The 19,973-nt window shown below is 40.7% G+C and carries 18 protein-coding genes; 4 read left to right on the top strand and 14 right to left on the bottom strand.

Annotated elements, in window-relative coordinates; genetic code table 11:
- Positions 1–54: 54 nt before the first annotated feature.
- Positions 55–1,965: a methyl-accepting chemotaxis protein gene (locus tag L4D78_RS08380; RefSeq protein WP_428466492.1), complete on the bottom strand. Its 1,911-nt coding sequence runs from the start codon at positions 1,963–1,965 to the stop codon at positions 55–57.
- Between the two features lie 456 nt (positions 1,966–2,421).
- Between L4D78_RS08380 and L4D78_RS08375 the strand changes: the two genes are divergently transcribed.
- Together L4D78_RS08375 and L4D78_RS08370 are read left to right on the top strand one after the other, a co-directional pair.
- Positions 2,422–3,225 (top strand): MetQ/NlpA family ABC transporter substrate-binding protein, encoded by an 804-nt coding sequence (locus tag L4D78_RS08375; protein WP_428466491.1) that lies wholly within the window; start codon positions 2,422–2,424, stop codon positions 3,223–3,225.
- A 255-nt stretch (positions 3,226–3,480) separates the two neighbouring features.
- Positions 3,481–4,443 (top strand): DHH family phosphoesterase, encoded by a 963-nt coding sequence (locus L4D78_RS08370; RefSeq protein WP_428466490.1) that lies wholly within the window; start codon positions 3,481–3,483, stop codon positions 4,441–4,443.
- A gap of 176 nt (positions 4,444–4,619) precedes the next feature.
- Here L4D78_RS08370 and L4D78_RS08365 read toward each other — a convergent pair whose 3' ends face one another.
- From L4D78_RS08365 to L4D78_RS08350, 4 genes are all read right to left on the bottom strand, one after another.
- Entirely contained in the window at positions 4,620–5,216 is a 597-nt protein-coding gene (locus L4D78_RS08365; protein WP_428466489.1) for a hypothetical protein, read from the bottom strand.
- Positions 5,217–5,547: 331 nt separating this feature from the next.
- Entirely contained in the window at positions 5,548–7,761 is a 2,214-nt protein-coding gene (locus L4D78_RS08360) for a heparinase II/III domain-containing protein (protein WP_428466488.1), read from the bottom strand.
- Between the two features lies 1 nt (position 7,762).
- A complete protein-coding gene (locus tag L4D78_RS08355; RefSeq protein WP_428466487.1) occupies positions 7,763–8,314 on the bottom strand; it encodes an acyltransferase in 552 nt (183 codons plus the stop codon).
- 59 nt (positions 8,315–8,373) lie between these two features.
- On the bottom strand, positions 8,374–10,152 hold the full coding sequence (locus L4D78_RS08350; protein ID WP_428466486.1) for a sodium:solute symporter family transporter: 1,779 nt from the start codon (positions 10,150–10,152) through the stop codon (positions 8,374–8,376).
- A gap of 176 nt (positions 10,153–10,328) precedes the next feature.
- On the opposite strand from L4D78_RS08350, the gene L4D78_RS08345 reads away from it, so the two are divergent.
- Positions 10,329–11,240: a LysR family transcriptional regulator gene (locus tag L4D78_RS08345; protein WP_428466485.1), complete on the top strand. Its 912-nt coding sequence runs from the start codon at positions 10,329–10,331 to the stop codon at positions 11,238–11,240.
- 40 nt (positions 11,241–11,280) lie between these two features.
- Here the strand turns inward: L4D78_RS08345 and L4D78_RS08340 are convergent, their stop codons facing one another.
- The 8 genes from L4D78_RS08340 to L4D78_RS08305 form a co-directional block, all read right to left on the bottom strand.
- Entirely contained in the window at positions 11,281–12,120 is an 840-nt protein-coding gene (locus L4D78_RS08340; RefSeq protein WP_428466484.1) for a LysR family transcriptional regulator, read from the bottom strand.
- 278 nt (positions 12,121–12,398) lie between these two features.
- Positions 12,399–12,563 carry a hypothetical protein gene (locus tag L4D78_RS08335; protein ID WP_428466483.1) on the bottom strand — a complete coding sequence of 55 codons (165 nt, stop codon included), beginning with the start codon at positions 12,561–12,563 and terminating at the stop codon, positions 12,399–12,401.
- Positions 12,560–13,636 (bottom strand): DUF3179 domain-containing (seleno)protein, encoded by a 1,077-nt coding sequence (locus L4D78_RS08330; RefSeq protein WP_428466482.1) that lies wholly within the window; start codon positions 13,634–13,636, stop codon positions 12,560–12,562. The genes L4D78_RS08335 and L4D78_RS08330 overlap by 4 nt, the downstream gene beginning before the upstream one ends.
- 364 nt (positions 13,637–14,000) lie before the next feature.
- Complete coding sequence (locus L4D78_RS08325; protein WP_428466481.1) at positions 14,001–15,497, bottom strand: tripartite tricarboxylate transporter permease; 1,497 nt, start codon at positions 15,495–15,497, stop codon at positions 14,001–14,003.
- A gap of 9 nt (positions 15,498–15,506) precedes the next feature.
- A complete protein-coding gene (locus L4D78_RS08320; protein WP_428466480.1) occupies positions 15,507–15,959 on the bottom strand; it encodes a tripartite tricarboxylate transporter TctB family protein in 453 nt (150 codons plus the stop codon).
- Positions 15,960–16,031: 72 nt separating this feature from the next.
- On the bottom strand, positions 16,032–16,958 hold the full coding sequence (locus tag L4D78_RS08315) for a tripartite tricarboxylate transporter substrate binding protein (protein ID WP_428466479.1): 927 nt from the start codon (positions 16,956–16,958) through the stop codon (positions 16,032–16,034).
- A gap of 14 nt (positions 16,959–16,972) precedes the next feature.
- Positions 16,973–17,452, bottom strand: coding sequence for a hypothetical protein (locus L4D78_RS08310; protein WP_428466478.1), 480 nt, complete (start codon positions 17,450–17,452; stop codon positions 16,973–16,975).
- A gap of 515 nt (positions 17,453–17,967) precedes the next feature.
- Positions 17,968–18,159: a hypothetical protein gene (locus L4D78_RS08305; RefSeq protein ID WP_428466477.1), complete on the bottom strand. Its 192-nt coding sequence runs from the start codon at positions 18,157–18,159 to the stop codon at positions 17,968–17,970.
- 333 nt (positions 18,160–18,492) lie between these two features.
- Between L4D78_RS08305 and L4D78_RS08300 the strand changes: the two genes are divergently transcribed.
- Entirely contained in the window at positions 18,493–19,341 is an 849-nt protein-coding gene (locus tag L4D78_RS08300; RefSeq protein WP_428466476.1) for an enoyl-CoA hydratase/isomerase family protein, read from the top strand.
- Between the two features lie 9 nt (positions 19,342–19,350).
- On the opposite strand, the gene L4D78_RS08295 is transcribed toward L4D78_RS08300, so the two are convergent.
- The gene (locus L4D78_RS08295; RefSeq protein ID WP_428466475.1) at positions 19,351–19,959 is read right to left on the bottom strand and encodes a LysE family translocator; all 609 of its coding nucleotides are present in this window, start codon (positions 19,957–19,959) and stop codon (positions 19,351–19,353) included.
- Positions 19,960–19,973 lie beyond the last annotated feature (14 nt).

The raw sequence follows: 19,973 nt of genomic DNA, 5'->3' as shown, positions 1-19,973 counted from the left end.
TATGATTCAGGCACTGGATTACTTCCAGTGCCTAGATACCGTTTTAAGGGTTATTTATTTCAGTTTAAATTGCGTGACTAAACTGAGTAGTCCTTGATTGGCTTTAGCAACAGAATCTGTGGCTTTGACCGTTTCTTGTCCGCTTTGTACTAAGGTATTTACAATGTCTCTGATGGTGAGCATGTTTTGGTTTACCTCATTACTGACGACACTTTGTTCTTCTGCAGCTGTTGAAATTTGTGTACTTAACTGCTCGATTTGATTCACCGATAAGCCCATTTGGTCTAAGGTTTCGGAAACCTCAGACGTAGTATTGGCCGCCGATTGGCAACGTTCTTTTGTATTGTTCATTGCTGTAACAACGTTATTTGTGCCTTGTAATAATTTAGCCAACATCTCATTGATTTCAGACGTGCTCTGCTGTGTACGCGCCGCTAATGCACGAACTTCATCGGCCACAACAGCGAATCCCCGTCCTTGTTCGCCTGCGCGTGCGGCTTCAATCGCGGCATTCAAAGCCAATAAGTTGGTTTGCTCTGCAATGTCACCAATAACAGAAAGTGTCGCGTTGATTTGATTGGCATCTTGATTCATGACTTGAATACGTTCAGACATGGCATCGACTTCATCAACCAAACTGCTCACACTACTGACGGCATTATGCACAACAGCTTTTGATTGATCGGCTTCAGCATTGGCCGCTTGCGTGATTTGCGTCGATTGTACGATGTTTTCTGCCACTGAAATTGCGGTCTCGCTCATTTGTGATATAGCGGTTACAACCTGTTCAGTTTCGTGCGAATGCGTGAGAAGTTGGCTTTCATTCTGTTTAGCGTTTGTGCTTAACTGCTCGATATTTGATGAGATCAAAGTGGATGAGTCGACGACTTTCAGCATCATGTGTTGCAAATTACTGACAAAGTCATTAAAGCCGTGACTGATTTGTCCCAAATCATCATTACTATGCACGGTGAGGCGTCGGGTGAGATCACCACTGCCTTTACCAAGATCTTGAACCGCGCCTTTAAGCTCGATGAGAGGGCGGTAAAGGTGACGCATAATCATGATTATCGCGATAACACTCACGAGAATCAGTACTAAAATAAGCATGATTGAATCTGAAACCATTTCATTCACACTCGTAAGTGCCGTATCTTCATCAACGAAGATCATCAACGTCCACGAAACATCGTTTGAGAGGTTTATACGAGTGAAATACCCATGCATTTGAGTGCCGAGGTAGGGAATGAGTAAATTACCGTTAGAACGGCTTTTAAAGCTTTGTTCAAGCTCGATAAAATCAGAGCTGACTTGTGATGGGGTTTTGCCGATATCGGTAGGATCATCACTCGCAATAAAAATGAAATTATTATCGACTAAAGTTGCCGCACCACCTGCAAAACGGAACTCATTGACTTTTTGGGTTATTTCCCCAAGTTGTAAATCGCCTAAAAGAACCCCAACAAACTGACCGTTCTCATACACCGGTGCTGCAATACTGATGACGGGATTATTGGTGACTGAATCGGTATAAATATCGGTTAGTATAACTTGCCTTTGTTGTTTCGCTTGAATGTACCATGGACGTTGCTTGAATTGCTCAGAGACAGGGAAAACACCATTATCGCCACCGTGAGCGGCATAGGTACGGCCATCATCGTAGGCGATAGCCGCATTGTTCAAATTACTTGAGGCCGCTAACAGCGTAACTAAATTGATATTCTCTTGCTGTGAAAGATCAGCTGAAAAAAGTTTGGCGCTGTGATCAATAGCGCTTATTTCATCTTTTACCCAAGTTTCAATTTCGGAGGCTTGGGAATATAAGGTACTCATGGTCGTCTGGGTTAGACTATCAACCATGTATGTTTTTAAACTGTGGATGTTGATAGCACCGAGAACAAATAACGAGCAAGCCACCAAAGCCGCAACACTGAGGTTAATTCTTGCTTTAAACCCTAGCCTCATAATATTTCCTTGTAATAAAACACTTGGTATAAGCAGTCTATGTAGGTCACATATATGCATAATGGCGTCGTTATATCAGACTGAAGTGAAAGACGGTTATAGCTAATCTACTAAAGTGTCAATAATGCGATCTTAATCCATATAATAAGTTTCAATGGAGTGTTTTTTAGGCATTTATGACTGCTTTATGTCCAGTTTTATAGTGTTTATAATATGCTTTTAATTTTATTATGAATTTTATGTATCGTTCGGCCGTTCGTATCTTGGTATGTATGTAGTGTTTAGTGTGGATTAAATTACTGTATTTTATATTCGACGTTGGAATAAATTACGCCTTTTAATCATGCCTCTCACGATAGAATCGCTTGAATTGTAAAGCACTCTGTATATTATGGACGTATGGATGTCTAAAGTGGTAGGTATCTAAAGCTGTATCTGTTTATTAAAGGATTAGTCATGAAGGAACATGCCAAGATGAAACGATGGATTCTATCTATAATCGCCTGTGTGAGCTTAGCGGCTTGCGGTCAAAAGGATGATTCGATTATCAAAATAGGAGCGACCTCAGGGCCGCACGCTCAAGTTGTTGAGGCTGTAGCGAAAGAGGCACAAAAACAAGGCGTGAACATTGAGGTTGTTGAGTTCTCAGATTATATCACCCCAAACGCGGCTCTGGCCGATGGAAGTCTTAACCTTAATAGTTATCAGCATTTACCTTTTTTGCAAAACTACAATAACGGGAACAATGCCAATCTAGTATCTATTGGCGAGTCAATACTTATGCGCATGGGGATTTACTCTAACAAACATGCCTCTCTAGCCGAGCTACCTGAAAAAGCCAAGATTGCCATTCCCAATGATCCAACCAACGGTGGGCGAGGGTTGCTCCTTCTAGAAGAGGCACAGTTGATTACCTTAAAACCTGACGTTGGTTTTACAGCAACGCTGCATGATATCGTTGATAACCCAAAAGGTTTTAGGTTCGTTGAGGTTGAGGCCGCTCAATTGCCGAGAAGTCTTGATGATGTTGATGCCGCCGCTATCACGATGAACTATGTAATGTCTGCGGGGCTAAACCCACAGGAACAAGGTTTGTTCTTAGAAGCAAAAGATGCACCATTAGCGGTAATGGTTATCGCAGCTCGAGAAGACGAGAAAGATAACAGCGACTATCAAAAAGTGGTTAGCATTTTTCATTCTCAGCCGATAGCTGAATTTATGCAAGAAGCCTTTAATGGCACGATTGAGCCAGCAAGTTAATATGCTCTTTGACTTGATGTAAATAAAGCCCCAAATGATTGCTGAATTTTGGGGGCTTTATTGTATTAGAGCCCTCCATTTTCACGTAAAGACGATAATCCGCACGCAAATATCAAGCTTCTAAAGCACCCCCAATTGGTTAAGTGTCTAATATTCTCGTTACGGGTAATAATTGGTTGATAAGATAACGATCTGTATTATATTTAGCCTTGTACTACCACGTTACTTTGGGCTTTATACAAACTTAGGAAGAGTATGCATTACGATATTTTTAATGGTGATGCCGATGGCATTATTGCTTTACTGCAATTACGCTTAGCTGAACCCAAGCAAAGCACATTGATCACTGGTGTTAAGCGAGACATTAAACTGCTAGAACAAGTAGTCGCGAAAGGTAATGTAACGTCAGTAACAGTATTAGACATTTCGATGGAAAAGAACTTACCTGAATTAGAGCGCTTATTAGCGCAAGGTGTTGAGGTCTTTTACTGTGATCATCACCGTTCAGGAGAAATTCCGGCCGCTAGTAACCTTGAAGCATTAATTAACTTAGATGCTGAAGTCTGTACCAGCTTATTGATTAATGAAAAACTCAATGGCCAGTTTGTACATTGGGCGATCGCTGCTGCTTTTGGCGACAACCTATATGCTGCCGCTTTGGTTCTAGCTCAGCAACAGAACTTTACTGAAACTGAGATAGCGTTTTTGAAAGAGCTTGGCACATTAATCAACTATAACGGTTATGGTGCATCGCTATTTGACTTACATATAGCGCCTGCTGAGCTTTATACCTCACTGATGAAATATGAGAACCCATTTGATTTACGTGAAGATCAAAGTTCTCCGTATTACTTGTTAAAAAAAGGCTACGAGCAAGATTATAAAAATATAGCAGCATTAACTGCTATTCATGATGACGATATTAGCCGGGTATTTGAATTGCCCTGTGAAGCGTGGGCAAGGCGTATAAGTGGTGTCTTTAGCAATGAATTGGCAAACCAACAGCCAGATAAAGCACACGCGGTGTTAACGTTAAATGCAAATCAAGACGATTATACTGTCAGTGTTAGAGCACCGTTGAATAACCGAACTGGGGCTGATGAAGTCTGTACTCAGTTTAAGACCGGTGGTGGGCGTAAAGCTGCTGCTGGAATCAATGCACTAGCCCTTGAAGATAAGTCTAGGTTTATCCATATCCTTTCTAGTCACTATATGTGAAAATTCATCTTTTTAGTTACCCATAGTACTGGTGATAGAGCTTTTTACCCGTAAATTCATTATTTGGGAAATGCTTCTATCATCAGCGAATGGTTCTTATAGCCTTTCTGTAACAATGAATTCAGCACACAGCTGAAATGCTGGTCGCTATAGTTAGTAGACTCATTGCTTTCACTCTACAAAAACGTTTTTCTCATCGCTTGAGGTGAAATACTGAAACGAATAAAGAAGGTCTCCACATCAGTTTCACTCAGCCTTGGCACGTAAGTAAAGTCTACTGCGGCTCCGATTGAGGGGATAAGCACAAAGTGCAAATATGGAATGACTTGAAGTTGGTTTTGCATATGAATTTCTTTTGTATCACCAGTATTCAGTGATACTACACGTTCACCTCTGCGCTCATAAGCCAGCATTAATTGGGCGCTAATACGACCATCGAGAAAATCAGGTCTATAGCGATAACCCACTCCAACTTGGAATAATCGTTCTTTAAATGAATCTTCCATTGTCCAAATGCCAATCACTGGCTTCCAATTTTTATCTCCAAAAAAATACTCTATGCCGATACCATTATGAACCTCAGAATAATCATAATCATCAGTTGCAAAAGATTTACCATGATGGCTCCAACCACCAAATTTTAGCTCTAGTCCATTTGCATATGAGAGGGGTGAAAAAAGAAAAATTAAACCACAAGAAAGTAATAACAAAATTGAATTCATGTTAAATATAGTTAAATTACCATCATTAATAGCATGATTTAATTTCTTCATATGCTCATCCCTGATGCTATATGCATTTAATGTAATTAAAATATGGGCTATAGTGTTTTTTATATTTCACCAAGAATGATTAAACTAATCACTCTAAAATATCAATAATAAATTTATTTCACTTATATGTTCGATTAAATATTATTCTATATTAAACTTATTAGAAAAGGCGTAAATTGCAAATTTATTCATCAATTTTCTTGTGATGCAAGCGATGACGTTTGCTGAGTTTGATGTTTGCRAAGGTAACATTGATAGGGGTGGAAGAACCACCTAAAAGTTTTTTTAGGTGGTTCGAATTTAATTGTTTTTATTATGCTAAAATTATTGTTTATTTATTCGATACTATGATCTGGCTCTTGGCTGATAAGTCAATTTCAATTTTTTCTTGCTCGATAAAAACGTTAATGGTTCTATTATCTTCAATAGTAAATAAGAAAGGACGCTTCTCGCAACAGCCAAGAATGAGATGCTCTTCTTGCTTAGCGAGTTCCCATTCAATGTGATTTATATCCTCGCTTGCATCAGAGATAACGGCTTCACTGTGGGAAGGGTCATTATCATAACCAAATGCTAAAGTAGGAGATACGTTTTTATGATTGGCTAAACTGATTGTATATGTATTTTCATACCCAGTAAGAGAGATATAATTGCTTGTTTTCTCTGCTGCTAAGGGTGAGTGAAGTCTCCACTGTATAGGCTTAGCTTCTTCAAGCTGGATCTTGTCGCATACCATTAGTCCTTTATCTGCGACGAAGACGATGGTGCGAATGAAGCTGACTACATCCCGGTATGCCTTGCTAAGATCTATTTGCGCGAGATACCAATTATTGCCTGACTGACTTCTGATAACACTGGCCGTTGCTGACTCGTCATCAAGGATCTGCCCAATACCACCTATTAAGGGTAAGTTATGTGCTTTCGTTGTTCGAGTCCATTCGCTGTGGTGACCACTACCAAACCGGTACCCATAGCTACCACTTGGCGTGAGTACATTGTCGCCTGAGTCAATCAGTGTGATGTTACCTTGGTCAGCGTGACGGTGTGAACTATTACCAAATTGACTTGCTCTAAAATACAATGACGACTCTTTCCATTTCACATTGCCGAAGCCAGCAAAGTTATAGAACTTGCTATAGAGACTATCTGCAGCCGTTTCATTACTGGTAGTAGTCGCTGGTGGGTTATTTAAGCATTCAATTTGTTTTATGGTTGGAATTACATCCAGCAAATGTAGCTCGTAGGTATCAATATTTACTTCTAATGCTTTACACATATCGCGTGAAATTTTGTTACCGAAACGGTCTGCATATATGCGTAAAGGGTTCTGAGCAAAGAAACCCGGCCATTCAACGCTGTTATCCCGCTTACACCAAAAACCGTCACCAAATGGATGAATGTCTTCATCACTGGCGACGAAGTCCATCGCAAACTGATGATAGTTTTTGTAGAAAGGGTGATTGTAAAACGAAAAGCCGCTAATGCGCTCTACAGTAAGGAAGAAAGGGTGCTGCCACTTGCTGTAAGATGACGAATAAAAAGCCCCCTCAGCCCAACTTCCGTCTTCACCACCATAAAATGGAAGCACGCTCCGGTATATCATTAGCGAGTATTCTAACCAACGTGTACAGACATCGCGTTCAAATTCTTTATGAAGCGCTAATGCCGCAATACCAAGATAGGCTGGAAGGCGTGAGGTATGCGAATGCCCTGGGTATTGCTTAAACATATCCTGCTCTAACCGTTCCTCCATTTGGTAGGCCATACGAATGAGCATCGGTCGAATGAAATCTTTTTCGCTATCAGTCAATAAAGGGGATAGCCAGTGGTAGGCTAAATAGAGGTTTCTTGATAATGAAAGTCCCACTTCGTCACCCCATGTGCAAGGGCGTAATAACGAGGCTGGGCCTTCAGGGCTCCATTCAGCTAAACGAAGTAACAATGAGACAGCTTGACGGCCACTTTCTTCTTTACCCCAAATTTTATAGAGAAGGGTTAATGCCATTAAGTCTCGGTCGATCCAATTTCGTACATTTGCAATCGCAGTACGTTTACCTTCTTCTTCTCCACGGCGGTAATGAGTTGGGTAGGTGATAGCATTGATATCAGCTAAGGCCGCGGTATTCTGTAGCTTGCTTAAAGCGGCCTGAGAGGCATTGCATACCTTGCTTATGTCCTCGTCAAAATACATTAAGAATTGATCTTTGCCATGACAAAGTTCAAATAACTCTTGAGCTGTAGGCGGTAAATAGTTTTCTGTATCATCAGAAACACTGAAAGTTAGCCATTCCGAGACTTGATTATTTATATCGGTAACTCGCCAGCGATATTCACCGCTTGATAATAAAAATGGGAGCTGGAAAGGAGAGGATACGTTAACCCATCGCCATTGAAGTTGTTTTTCAACATGCTCAAGATCGATAGAGTATGTGTACTCGTATTTTTCCTGAGGCCAATTAAAGCGCGGTGGATTAACCGCCGATGGTTGTTGGTTTTTCGGGGATACAAAAACTTGAAAATCGTGGTGTCGGTCTAAAGACAACATGCTAAACCTCCTCTTTATACCAGTGATACTTGCCACTTTTAGGATCAATTTTTCCAATTTCTTTCGCTGGTGTACCTGCCACAATGGAATAAGGTTCCACGGTTTGTGTGACCACAGAATTGGCGCAAACTAATGCACATTTACCGACGGTGACACCGGGTGTAATGACGACGCCAGACGTTAACCAAACACCATCCTCAATGCTTACTTTTCCTTTTTGAAGGTTACTGCGAGCACTGAAATGGTCGGTTTGCGGATCGTATAAGTGGTTGGATGCTACGATCGAGACGTGTGGACCAATCAAGACATTCAGACCAATAGATACATCACCGTTGATATAGCTATAGAGACCAACATACGAGTTTTCACCAATTTGGTTGTCACCAATTCTCACAATGGCGCCTGGTGCAACTCTTACCCCAGAGTTGTTGAAGCCGATGATTTTTGCTCTTGCATTGTCATCTTCGAAATTATTACTTTGGGTGGTGTAGAGGGTGAATTTTCGAAATTCTTCATCACTGAGTTCACCACCAAATCGTTGTTGTACTGACATGTCTTCCCCAAAGAGGCAGGAACAACGTTCCTACCTCTAATACTGATATATTTATTTGATTAAGTGTTTGATGTTGCAGCTTCTAGTTGCGGTGCCGTTTTAATTGTTCGTAGGAGTATGAATCCGATGAGTCCTACAATACCCGCGACAATAAGGAACAGTGCCTTACCCCATAATGGATTAGGAACAAACGCTAGCATCGATAAGAAAACCGAAGCGGTAAGTAGCATTTTTCCAAGCATATCGTGCTGTTTGTTATCCATTGCAATGCTTGCTTCAGAGTCTTCCACGACAACTTCAGTATCGACGTTGTTGAAGAATGTATTAATTTCAGCGGCACGTTCTGGCGATGGTTCTTTATAAAAGAATTGAGAAAGTACAAAGAACGGTAGTGTGATAGACATGTGTCCAATAACACCCATTGTTACCGATTTCATTTCCGAGAACTCACGAGCAGAGATTGGAGTATCAAGGTTAAAGAGTGTTTCAATTGCCTGCGGTGTTATACCAAATGCGATGATTGCAGATACACACATACCAACGAGGATCGTACCCCAACCAGCCCAGTCAGGCGTTTTACGTATAAAGAAGCACAGGATTGAAGGAATAAGAACAGGGAAGCCAACTAATGTGCCTACAAGCATCATTAGGTCAAATAAGCCAAACTCTTTCAACGATGTTAAGAATAAACCTGTCACGATGATGATCACACCAAATACAGCCGTTAGTATTTTACTTGCTAGCATTAGGTGTTTTTCAGAGAAATCTTTACAGAAGTAAGGTTCATAGACACTTTTAAGAATGATACCAGCATTACGGTTTAGGGCTGAATCCATCGATGACATTGTTGCTGCAAACATTGCAGCTAGCATTAAGCCGACCATACCAACTGGCATTTCACGTTTTACAAAAATGTAGTAGGTAGCATCTGCAATATTATTACCTAGGCCATCAAGTCCCCAAGTTGTGATATCTGGATAATTTCCCGCAACGAACCATGCCGGCAGGAACCACGTTAGTGGACCAATGATCATTAATGAACAAGCCAGTAGCGCCGCTTTACGTGCGTTTTTAGTATCTTTTGATGCAATGAATCGGTAGGAATCGACCATGTTGTTGGTACTAAAGAACTGTTTAACAAAAATACAGATAAACCAGCCAACAAAAAGGTAAGTGTAGCTATAACCATCACCAATAAGTTGTTGAGTTGGAAGACCGACTTCTAATAAGTTACCAACACCACCTGACTTCCAAATTGCGACCATAGCAGCAACAAATGTCATCACGGTAATGATGATCATCTGCATGAAATCAGAAGCAATAACAGCCCAGCTACCACCGACTAGTGACATGAATAATACGACTAAACCTGCACCAATAATTGTTTGTTCAAGTGGTACCCCAATAACGGCACTTGTAAAGACAGCCAAGCCATTAAGCCAAATCGCGGCTTGTAAGACACTAAGCGGTACATTTGCCCAAGTGAATACTTGCTCATTGGTTTTACCAAGGCGTAGCCTTACTCCCTGTAAAGGACTAATCACCCGCATTTGACGAGCTTTCGCAGCAAAGAAAAGATAATTACAAAAGTAGCCTAATGCGTTTGCGAAGAAGACAACTGCGACGGACATACCACTGGTTAACGCTTTCCCCATAAGACCTGTGAAGGTCATTGCACTTAGCGCCATCATAAAAGCACTTGAGCCAACCATCCACCAGAGCATTCGGCCGCCCCCTCGGAAATAATCACTTGTATTGGCTGCTGCAGAGCGGAATACCCAGCCTAAGCTCATGAGAAAGGTGAAGTAAACCAATACAACAATAATATCTATATCCATGTGTATGTTCCTGTAGTAATAGGGCAAGTAAGCAAGATCTCTCCCTTTTGTTCTTGTTGGCGGGATGCATACTAATGCTTGAGACTTGATGCACGTTTCACTATAAAGATGCTTACATATCAGTGGAAATAATATTAATGTATAACAATAATACAAATGATGAATAAGCAAAGTGAATGGACATAAAAACACTCAAAACGTTTGTGACTGTGGCGAAAATCAAAAATTTCTCGGCGGCAGCCAGAGAGCTCCATACGGTACAGCCGACAGTCTCTAGGCATGTGTCAGATCTTGAAAGTGAGCTTGGTGTAAAATTATTTTTACGAACAACACACCAAGTAGAGCTGACTAAAGCCGGTGATGCATTGTTGCCTGAAGCGTTAAAAATCATATCAAATGATAAAAGGGTTAAAGATCTTATTCGTCAATCAAATGATAGTGTTGAGTGTCAAATTAATATTGGTTATTTAGCAACGGCAAGCTCATTTTTCATGCCAAAGTTAATTAATAGTTTTAGTGCGTCTCATACAAATGTACTGACTACTTTGCATGAAATGACAGCTCAAGAACAATATGAAGCGCTCATTGAAAACAAAATAGATATTGCCTTTTCTCGGCGTCAACCCAAGCTTGATGGCAATCTATTTAATGTTGAAGAGATTTATATTGATAGGTTGGTGGCAATCGTACCGAAACATCACCCGCTAGCAAGTGAAAAAAGTCTAAGTATTAGTGAGTTACGTGGTGAAAAATTTATTCTCTTCCGCCGGGCGGAATGGACAGAGATGTATGAACATATTTTGCATTTATTTCAAGAAAGTGGCTTCTCTCCTAATATCACTTTTCATCCTGATAATATGAGAAACCTAGTCACTTCAGTATCTTCAGGGCTTGGTATTTCAATTGCGCCAGAGTGCATTAAGTTTATCGCGCAGGAAAACTGTGTTTGTATTCCGATCAACGAAATTAATTTAATTTTGCCATTATATATTTACTACAAACGCACTGGCTCTAACGCCCAACTTCTCGATTTGGTGAAGACATGTAAAGAACATGCCCCTATCATTCAAAATATGCTTCTATCATGATGTTATTGAGAGTACTTACTTTAAACACTGGTTTAGTGGTTTAGCTTTTTTGAGTAATCGCGGTCTTTAAAATCTGTCGCTTTGCTGTGTGGAAAGGGTCATTTGCATAACGTCGATGATAGATCATGAATAGCCTCACGGGCTTCATTTTAAAAGGGTAATGATGAACTCGAAGGTTGAGCTTTGGCGCTAATTTCTCTGCAATTGAACGAGGAGAAGAAGCGATATAATCGCTGACAGAAGAAAGAATTAACATACTAGATAGAGAGCCCGTTTCAATCTTTACTTTACGCGGCTCAACAGGCTTTTCAGCGAGATTGTTGATGGTATTGGTATTGTTTCGAGTGAATTTTAACGCGATGTGTTCTTCTGAGAAATATTCTTCTTTTGTCATTTGAGCATGGATTCTGGGGTGATCTAACCGTGTTAAACATGTCGGCTCTTCTTGGTGGAATTCTTCCACAATAAGCGAATGTTGCCTACTAGACATGACATCGATAACTAGATCGACCTTTTGCGTGTAGAGGTCATCAAAGATAGCTTTTTCTTCTAATGGCGTTTCACTTAGCTTAATTCCTTCTATATGACTGACTAGGTGCAATACCATTTCACTGCAATAGACAGTAAGGGACTCTTGTTGCGTACCAATGGTTTCTAATACGGTAAGCGGCAACTCAATCTTATTTGCTAACGCAACTGCGGCGCCTGTCGGTGAGATCCCTCGTCCATCTCGAACAAAGAGGGGCTTTCCAACAAAATTTTCGAGCCTCTTTAAGGCTGCGCTCACTGCTGGCTGAGATAAATCTAATTCTTCAGCGGCAACAGTAATGGAAGTGTGTTTATAGACACTCAAAAAGGTTGTTAGTAAGTTCAGATCCACAGTTGTTACCCCATTAACCACGTATTTTTAACGTTGTCTGAATCCCATTAATTCTAGTTCGCTATAGGGGTTTAATGAGTGAGTTTTTCAAGTGATCTAAGCTAACTGCTTAGGTTTAGGGCACCCTGAGGATAATTGAAGGTGAAAGATGGGGGCTGTGCTTTGTATGGCGTTTGTATTTGTATCAGTGGTTAAGGGGAGCGACTGATAGGTAGAAACTATTCTCAACCCATCAGCCGTATACTTCGAGTGCCTACTTAGATGTATTTATCTAGTTGCTAGTCTTGAACATGTTTAATAAATAACGAAACGTCATCGGTGTTTAACTCTGGTGTATCTATTTGTTGATGGTGCTGCCTTATCATTAAACGCTCGTAGGGTTGGTCAATATCTGTCATCGACACGACTAATGTACACATTAAAGCAATGATTAAATGTTTCATTTTAGTACCTCTGTGCCGGGAAAAAATTGAGACCAAATACCGAAATGTATACCGTTATGGGTAGGAACTTGTTCACCTACGGCGTTTAAAAGCCTTACCACATCACCATCGGTAGATATTGTTAATACATCATCGTTTAGTTGAAATTCAAAGCCGTCATTAGCACGAGCAAAGTCAGGGTCAATTGCGATTTGTTGTTTGCCATTGTCGTAACCGAACACCTCTATTTTAGGATTAAGTCGTGAATCTATAAGGTTTAACGTATCGAACATAAAATTAGGGTTATTAATATCACGCTGATCTTGCAAGGGTTTTTCGAACAACCCAAGTAAAACATTGTCTATTAACCTTTCCATTCCATAGATGTATACCTTGGCATCTGGGTACATATCTTTCGCTTTCTCCCAATCCATTTGAGTGTTTGGGTGAACCGTGGTCGAGTGGTCAGTAAACTCTGATTGCATGGTAATTTGTTGGATAGCAGTGCCATTTTTTACATCTTTAAAAATAAGGTTGTTATGTACTTGGCCGAGTACCTGTAGGTCAGAGTTTCCTAGACCATAATCAGTCTCTACGACCATCGGGAGATTAGATAGACCACAATATGTTATCGCATAACCAATGCCTTCAGATTCCCAACCAGCAACATGAGGTACCTGAAGGTGGTAGCGAGGGAAGATTCGAACCTCACCATTGATTTCAGTGACATAAACGCGTGAGTCTTCTTCTGGGATCAACATGTCAGCATCCTTGACGGAATAATACTTAGCGTTCAGCTGCTCTGTCGGGAATGCCGTCGGCATCGCAAAAGACTGTGCCCAAAAGGTTATGCCAACCCCCATAGAAGCAAGTCCTAGCCAGATTGGTTTCCAGAATTTACCGCGATAGTTAGCAATCCAAAGCGTAATTAATGCGATGATTTGGATAGTCCAAAACAATGGCATATAGCGGTAGTAGTGAAGTAACCAGTTTCTTGGTACACCGATAACCTGACCAGGCTCTGTCATTAGCACAACACAGAAGATGGCAATGATTGCGAGCGTAAAGGCATATAAATTAAAGAGAATCTTCATACTAATATCCTATGAGTGCTTACATTTAACCAATCCGGGTTAAAGGACACTTGCGAGTAAGTAGCTAGCGCATGAATTGCGATCCTAATGAGCTACACCGTTAGTTATTCAAAGACACCTTGGTTGTTTGTCACTTTAATTCTGTAGGGTAAGTGGCTGTGTCTTTATGGTTGGTATTTGAACACTTGAGGGCTGGGGGATACATAAGGCTAGCTATGGTTAATACATAATTTGAGGTGATGTTTTGTGGGGGAGGGTATGCTTGCTGTCAATGTCTGGGGGGCGGTTATAACTCTTGGTAGATTTAAGTCAGCATGGCTTGGGCTATACGCTAACCCAAGCCATGAGATAGGACGCTATAAAGTTATTGGTGTACAACGTCGCTCTTAGCTTGTTTCTTCTTCAGCTTTATTGTTGAGTAGACTGAGAACATCGCTAAGACAATGAAAGCCAGTGCGATTGGTCTTTCGTATAAAAATGACCAGCTACCTTCATACATCAATAATGATTTTCTGAGGTTTGTTTCCGCCATTGGCCCGAGAATAATGGCGAGCAGTATGGGCGAGGAAGGGATCTCCATTTTATTTAATACAAAGCCAAGTAAGCCAAATGAAATTGCAATAGCGACATCAAACATTGAGTTGTTTATTGCGTAGGCACCAATTACCGATAGGAAAATGATAATTGGGATCATAATGATCTTTGGCACTTCAATGATACGGCAGAAAAAACGGATGCCGACTAAGCCGATAATTAGCATGACAATGTTAGCAACAAGCATTGAGCTAAATACGCCATAAACGACTTCAGGGTTTTGGCTAAAGAGCAGTGGGCCAGGGGTTAACCCTTGCACAATCAATGCACCAAGCAAAACAGCGGCAACAGCATCTCCTGGAACACCAAGTGTTAATAGGGGAACTAACGAGCCACCTGTTACACCATTATTGCCGGCTTCAGCGGCGGCTAAGCCCTGTACAGAGCCTTTACCAAACTCATCAGGATTCTTTGCGGAACGTTTTGCCTCGTTGTAGCAAACGAACGCGGAAATATCAGCACCAGCACCCGGAACCGAGCCAATGGTTGTCCCCATTAACCCACTTTTTACCGCCGTTGGTAGCATCGCTTTTAGATCCGCTTTGCTCAAGAGCTTCTGGTCAAATTTCGGTGGTGCGCTTTTCTTTTGTGCATGTAGTTTTTCTAATTGATTTAGCCCTTCGGAAATAGCAAATAAGCCAATCAATACGGGTATAACGTTAATACCACTATAGAGGTCCATTACATCAAAGGTAAAGCGTGGCACGCTGCTAATAGGATCAAGTCCGACGGTCGATATCAATAGCCCGATAGTCCCGGCAAGTAAGCCTTTTAAGATGTTTTTTGAAGAGACGCTGGCAATAATGGTTAAGCCAAAGAGTGCCAAGGCAAAATATTCTGGCGCATTAAACTTGAGTGCGAAATCAGCCAGTAAAGGCGCAATCGCGATTAACACTATGGTACTGATTAAACCGCCTACAAAAGAAGCAACGGCAGATATACTGAGTGCTCTTGCGGCTTGCCCTTTTACGGCTAACGTGTGGCCATCAAGTACCGTTGCCGCAGAGGCGGGTGTACCGGGTGTTTTAAGTAATATTGCCGCAATCGAGCCACCATAGATGCCACCGATGTAGACGCCAATTAGCATTACGAGTGCAGCCGTTGGTTCCATACCAAATGTGAAGGGGAGCAAAATAGCGACCCCCATTGTTGCGGTTAAGCCAGGTAAGGCACCGAGAATAATTCCACCGAGTACCCCGAAAATCAATACAGGGAAAACGCTTGGGCTAAAGGCCGTAAAAAGACCTGTCATTAAATGTTCTAGCATAACGGCCTCTTAAAAAATAATGCCTTCAGGAAGTGCAATTAAGAACACTTCACCGAATAGGTAGTAAACAGAAAAAACAAAAACGGCAGCCACGACATAATAAAGTGGCTTCTTAACGTTGAAGTAAATAAGGTAAAAGATGAAAGCGATAAGACTTGCAAAAAGATAGCCAATAAAATGAATGAGTAGTGCGTAACCAATGAGAAAAATGACACCAAAAACAGACAGTTTAGAAAAAAGAGAGTCTTCAACGTCGAGTGCTTGTTTGTTCATTTTTATTTTGTGTTGAACGAGCAATACACAACAGATAACAATTTGTGCAATAACAACAACCATAGGGAAAAACCGAGCATCGACACTGGCATCTTGAAACATCGGTTTATCAAATTGGCTAATAATAAATAATGCAGCCGCACTTAATAAAATAATAAGGGACGGGAAAAGAAAGTTTCTATTCAGCATAGAATCTATCCTTATGTTGAACATGATTATAAGAATAGAGCCAACAAACGATGGTTGGCTCTAGGACGGTGATTACTTAATTAGAGTGCCAAGTGCTTGCGTATCTTCGTAAACGAACTGAGTAAACTCTTCAGTATTCAGGTTATGGATAGTCATCGCACCTGTTTCCATGAATGATTTAAATTCTTCACTCGCCATTGCTGTATCAAATGCTTTGCCAAGAGTTTCAATGACGTCATCGGGTGTGTTTTTCGGTGCCCCAATACCACGCCATGTACCTGTTACAACATTAATACCTTGTTCTTTTAAAGTTGGAACATCTTTAATGAAAGAGATGCGTTCGTCAGACATTACACCAAGTGCTTTTAATTGACCTGAACGTAATTGAGCAATGGATTCACCAGGCGTAACCATAGTGACATCAGTATGATTGCCTAAAACCGCAGGGATAGCTTCAGAAGCGCCGTTATAAGGAATCGCATTGAGTTTAATGCCTTGGTCTTTTTCTAATGCCATCAAATAGAAGTTAGGGGCCGCTGTTGAAGCAAATTTAACTTTACCTGGCTCACGTTTCGCTTCTTCGATTAAATCATTAATTGTGTTGTATGGGCTGTCAGCGGCAACAAGGACAACCGCAGGGTCAAGGTTTACCATCCGAATCAGCTTAAAGTCATCAGCATCGTGTCTCATCAACCCCATTTGAGGAAGAGAAGCAATCTCACGAGTAACTACCGTTAGTGTATAACCATCTGCACGTTGTTGGGCACCAAAGCTCATTCCAACAGCGCCTGCGCCACCCGTACGGTTCATGACAGCAATATTTTGGCCTAATACATCTTTTGCACTATTTGCCAATGTTCGACCAACAGCGTCAGTACCGCCGCCAGCACCAAATGGAACAACTAAGCGAATGTTTTTACTTGGGTAATCTGCTGAGATTGCAGAGGCTGAAACAAGTACGCCTGCGGTTACCATTGCTGCTTTTAAGAATTTATTCATAGCTTTAGACCTTATTATTTTTCAAATCGGTAAGTTTGAGTAGGGTTATTTATTTTTGTAGTTTGGTAGTCATTCATCGTAAGTTGCTCTATTGCAAGCGCAATCCAACCGCTGATTAACATGTCGTACCATTGCTGAACGCCGCTACAGGCGACAACGATATTGCCGTAAACAAAAGAGCCGTAATAAAGCACATCATCATCATGAAGAGAGCTTGGGTGAATGGTTTGGTGGGAAATATTCGCTTGAGAATCTCGCCAAGCTTGCTGTGCTTTTTTTCTAGCGAGTTGATCGAAGGGGATCGTCCATGCATCAGGCTCACCAATAGACGTTTCAACCAATATTGCTTCTTCGAAGCTCGATTCCCAAGGCTTAACTTGAGGGTTCATCACTACGATATGGAGCTCTTGTCGATTAGTCCGTGTGAATAGACGTTCGATCGATGGTCTAACTATTTCAATCGCATCTAAGACAATATCCTTTTGTGTCTTCATCCTAATATTCCAATCCTTTGACTCAATAATATACGGCCAAAGTATTGTATTATTATATGTTGATCAAAGGGTGTTCGGGGAAAATGATATATCCATCACTTTAGTGGGTCTAACTTTATGATTTTGATCACTTAATTTTGGGTTTGTTTGGTTTTGCATGATGATGTTTATCACTATTTATTATTAATTAAATAAATTAATCAATAATAAAGTAATACAAATGGTGATATTGATCGGACTGCACTGAATATTGCTAATAAAACAATGACTTGGCGGGTGGGTGTATTGCTTTCAATAATGATGTTTCTTTATAGCTTCAATTTAAGTTATTTATTGTTTTTGTTGAAAGATTACAGATATATTTAATTTTTTATAAGAGGGAATAATGAATGGGGAAGCAGTTATTAATGTTTATAAAGTCATAGATATTGAAAAGAGTGGCTAAAATATTACGGGTGAAGTTGAAGGGAAGCAATACGTACAGTTTCCCTTCAAAATTAACATAATGCCTTTATTTAGAGTAAACCAGCTTCACGTGCTTGGTGTAACACTGCTGGCTCAACGGCCGCATAGGCTGCATCCCATAAGGCACCAATAAACATGCGTTCTTTGCCTGTTGCTTGACGCTCAAGTTGGTCAAGTTTATGCAGTTCCTCCAAAGTTAGCGGCTGGGTAAAGAGTGCTTTAGCCATTTCTAAATATTTCATATACATAACTCCTAAAGTACTAAATTGAGTAATTTTCTGAGTTCTGATCAGGCAACTTTTCAATTTAGGCACTTAGAAGGTAGAAATGAGTAAGTAATTGAGTATCTGAGTAATACCGTATCGTTATGTGATTGAAGATGTTGTGACCCAATTCAAAGTGATGGTTTTTTATACAAGCTGTTGAGGGGTTGGGTCACAGGCTTGTTCATTCCCTGTGCTGATAGACGATAGACCTAACTACGTGATACCGAGATCTCAATTACTAAATGTTAATCTACTGTAAACGTTAGAGCTGTAGTAGAGTATTTACACCAATATTTTTAAGGATAGAAAATGTTGAATGATCTTAATTTAAGTCATATTGCAGCAAGCCACCTAGATAACAGATTAGAGGATGGTGTGCTGACCATTACGATGAACCGTCCGAAAAAACTAAACGGTTGGACAATGGAAATGATGGCTGCCTTTAAAGAAGTTTTCTCAATTGTGAATAGTGATGATGCCGTCAAAGCGGTGATCTTTACAGGGAAGGGGAAGTATTATTCCGCTGGTGTTAATTTAGGTGGATCGCTTAAGTTAATGCCTCCGAAGCAACTTCATCAATTAATAGTGAAAAATAATCAGGCTTTATTCGAAACATTTCTTCATTGTAAAAAGCCCTTACTGATAGCTGTTAATGGTCCAGCGTTAGGGGCTAGTGTTACGTCCGCTACTTTAGCTAATGGTATCATCGCCTCTGAAAGTGCTACATTTTCGACGCCTTTTGCAGCCTTAGGTATAACGCCTGAAGGTTGTTCTAGCTTTCATTTTCCGCGCTTAATTGGCGATCAAAATGCCCTGCGTATGCTAGGGAGTGAAGGGTGGAAGCCTAATGCGGAAGAGGCGTTAAATATCGGTTTAGTTCAAAAGGTTGTGCCAGAAAATCAATTAATGTTTGAGGCTGAGTCCATTGCTAAGAAATGGGTCACGGATAAGGAGCAACGTCAGTTTCTTGCGGGTAGTAAATTGGACGAACTTAAAGCGGTGAATGCTAAGGAGTCAAAGCAACTTGCAGATTCATTCTTAGGTGCTGATTTCTTAAAAGAACAATCACGCTTTTTTTGGCGTAAGAAAAAATATGCGCCATCAGCAATGTTCTTTTCATTGTGTGTACTAAGGCCGATTTGGTCACGCTTTCTGTGATTATATTGTCTATTTAGCAAGTTCAACAAAGTTATAGGTACCAAAGAAGCAAATAGCTAAGCCACCAAGCAATTGTAAATAGAAGGGGAAGGTGACAGCTTCTTCGTGTTTCTTTAATACGCACCCAGAAATCGCGAGAATACATTGAATAAGCAAACTACCTATAAAAACAGCCCCTGCAAGTTGTAGGGCAAAAGAGACATCGAGCTGTTCGTTAGAGTGACCAATGAAAGCAGACAGAGCGATGATGGCGATTGGGTTAGCTAATGTAAGATAGAATGTTGAGCGAAAGCCCATTTTTTTCTTTTTATAATAAACCTTTGCCAGTAGTTTCGTATTTTTAAGGGCGTTATACATGACATAAAAACCCATTATTATCAGTATCCATGAAGACATTAAAATAATTTGGAATTGATAATTAGCCATGTTGTTAATGATTAAAGTACCAATGATGAAGCTAACTACGGCATAACAGTAGTCAGCTGCTGCCGCACCGATAGCGCTGCGCACGGCAGCAAGGTAGCCATGATGCATGCCATTGTTTAAAACCAAAATCGCAATGGGGCCAACAGACAAGGATAATATAAGACCAAATAAGACTGCTTTCATTACTTCCATAAATCCCTCCCTCT

Source organism: Photobacterium minamisatsumaniensis, assembly GCF_050336695.1.
GTDB lineage: Bacteria > Pseudomonadota > Gammaproteobacteria > Enterobacterales > Vibrionaceae > Photobacterium > Photobacterium minamisatsumaniensis.
The sequence above is the reverse complement of the archived record's forward strand: the minus strand, read 5'-3'. Positions and strand labels throughout refer to the sequence as shown.

What these genes read in the sequence shown, in the direction of transcription:
- L4D78_RS08315 (WP_428466479.1), bottom strand. Translation starts at nt 16,958, where the DNA reads ATGAATAAATTCTTAAAAGCAGCAATGGTAACCGCAGGCGTACTTGTT.
- L4D78_RS08295 (WP_428466475.1), bottom strand. Translation starts at nt 19,959, where the DNA reads ATGGAAGTAATGAAAGCAGTCTTATTTGGTCTTATATTATCCTTGTCT.
- L4D78_RS08335 (WP_428466483.1), bottom strand. Translation starts at nt 12,563, where the DNA reads ATGAAACATTTAATCATTGCTTTAATGTGTACATTAGTCGTGTCGATG.
- L4D78_RS08360 (WP_428466488.1), bottom strand. Translation starts at nt 7,761, where the DNA reads ATGTTGTCTTTAGACCGACACCACGATTTTCAAGTTTTTGTATCCCCG.
- L4D78_RS08325 (WP_428466481.1), bottom strand. Translation starts at nt 15,497, where the DNA reads ATGCTAGAACATTTAATGACAGGTCTTTTTACGGCCTTTAGCCCAAGC.
- L4D78_RS08310 (WP_428466478.1), bottom strand. Translation starts at nt 17,452, where the DNA reads ATGAAGACACAAAAGGATATTGTCTTAGATGCGATTGAAATAGTTAGA.
- L4D78_RS08370 (WP_428466490.1), top strand. Translation starts at nt 3,481, where the DNA reads ATGCATTACGATATTTTTAATGGTGATGCCGATGGCATTATTGCTTTA.
- L4D78_RS08355 (WP_428466487.1), bottom strand. Translation starts at nt 8,314, where the DNA reads ATGTCAGTACAACAACGATTTGGTGGTGAACTCAGTGATGAAGAATTT.
- L4D78_RS08380 (WP_428466492.1), bottom strand. Translation starts at nt 1,965, where the DNA reads ATGAGGCTAGGGTTTAAAGCAAGAATTAACCTCAGTGTTGCGGCTTTG.
- L4D78_RS08345 (WP_428466485.1), top strand. Translation starts at nt 10,329, where the DNA reads ATGGACATAAAAACACTCAAAACGTTTGTGACTGTGGCGAAAATCAAA.
- L4D78_RS08365 (WP_428466489.1), bottom strand. Translation starts at nt 5,216, where the DNA reads ATGAAGAAATTAAATCATGCTATTAATGATGGTAATTTAACTATATTT.
- L4D78_RS08300 (WP_428466476.1), top strand. Translation starts at nt 18,493, where the DNA reads ATGTTGAATGATCTTAATTTAAGTCATATTGCAGCAAGCCACCTAGAT.
- L4D78_RS08305 (WP_428466477.1), bottom strand. Translation starts at nt 18,159, where the DNA reads ATGAAATATTTAGAAATGGCTAAAGCACTCTTTACCCAGCCGCTAACT.
- L4D78_RS08350 (WP_428466486.1), bottom strand. Translation starts at nt 10,152, where the DNA reads ATGGATATAGATATTATTGTTGTATTGGTTTACTTCACCTTTCTCATG.
- L4D78_RS08375 (WP_428466491.1), top strand. Translation starts at nt 2,422, where the DNA reads ATGAAGGAACATGCCAAGATGAAACGATGGATTCTATCTATAATCGCC.
- L4D78_RS08330 (WP_428466482.1), bottom strand. Translation starts at nt 13,636, where the DNA reads ATGAAGATTCTCTTTAATTTATATGCCTTTACGCTCGCAATCATTGCC.
- L4D78_RS08320 (WP_428466480.1), bottom strand. Translation starts at nt 15,959, where the DNA reads ATGCTGAATAGAAACTTTCTTTTCCCGTCCCTTATTATTTTATTAAGT.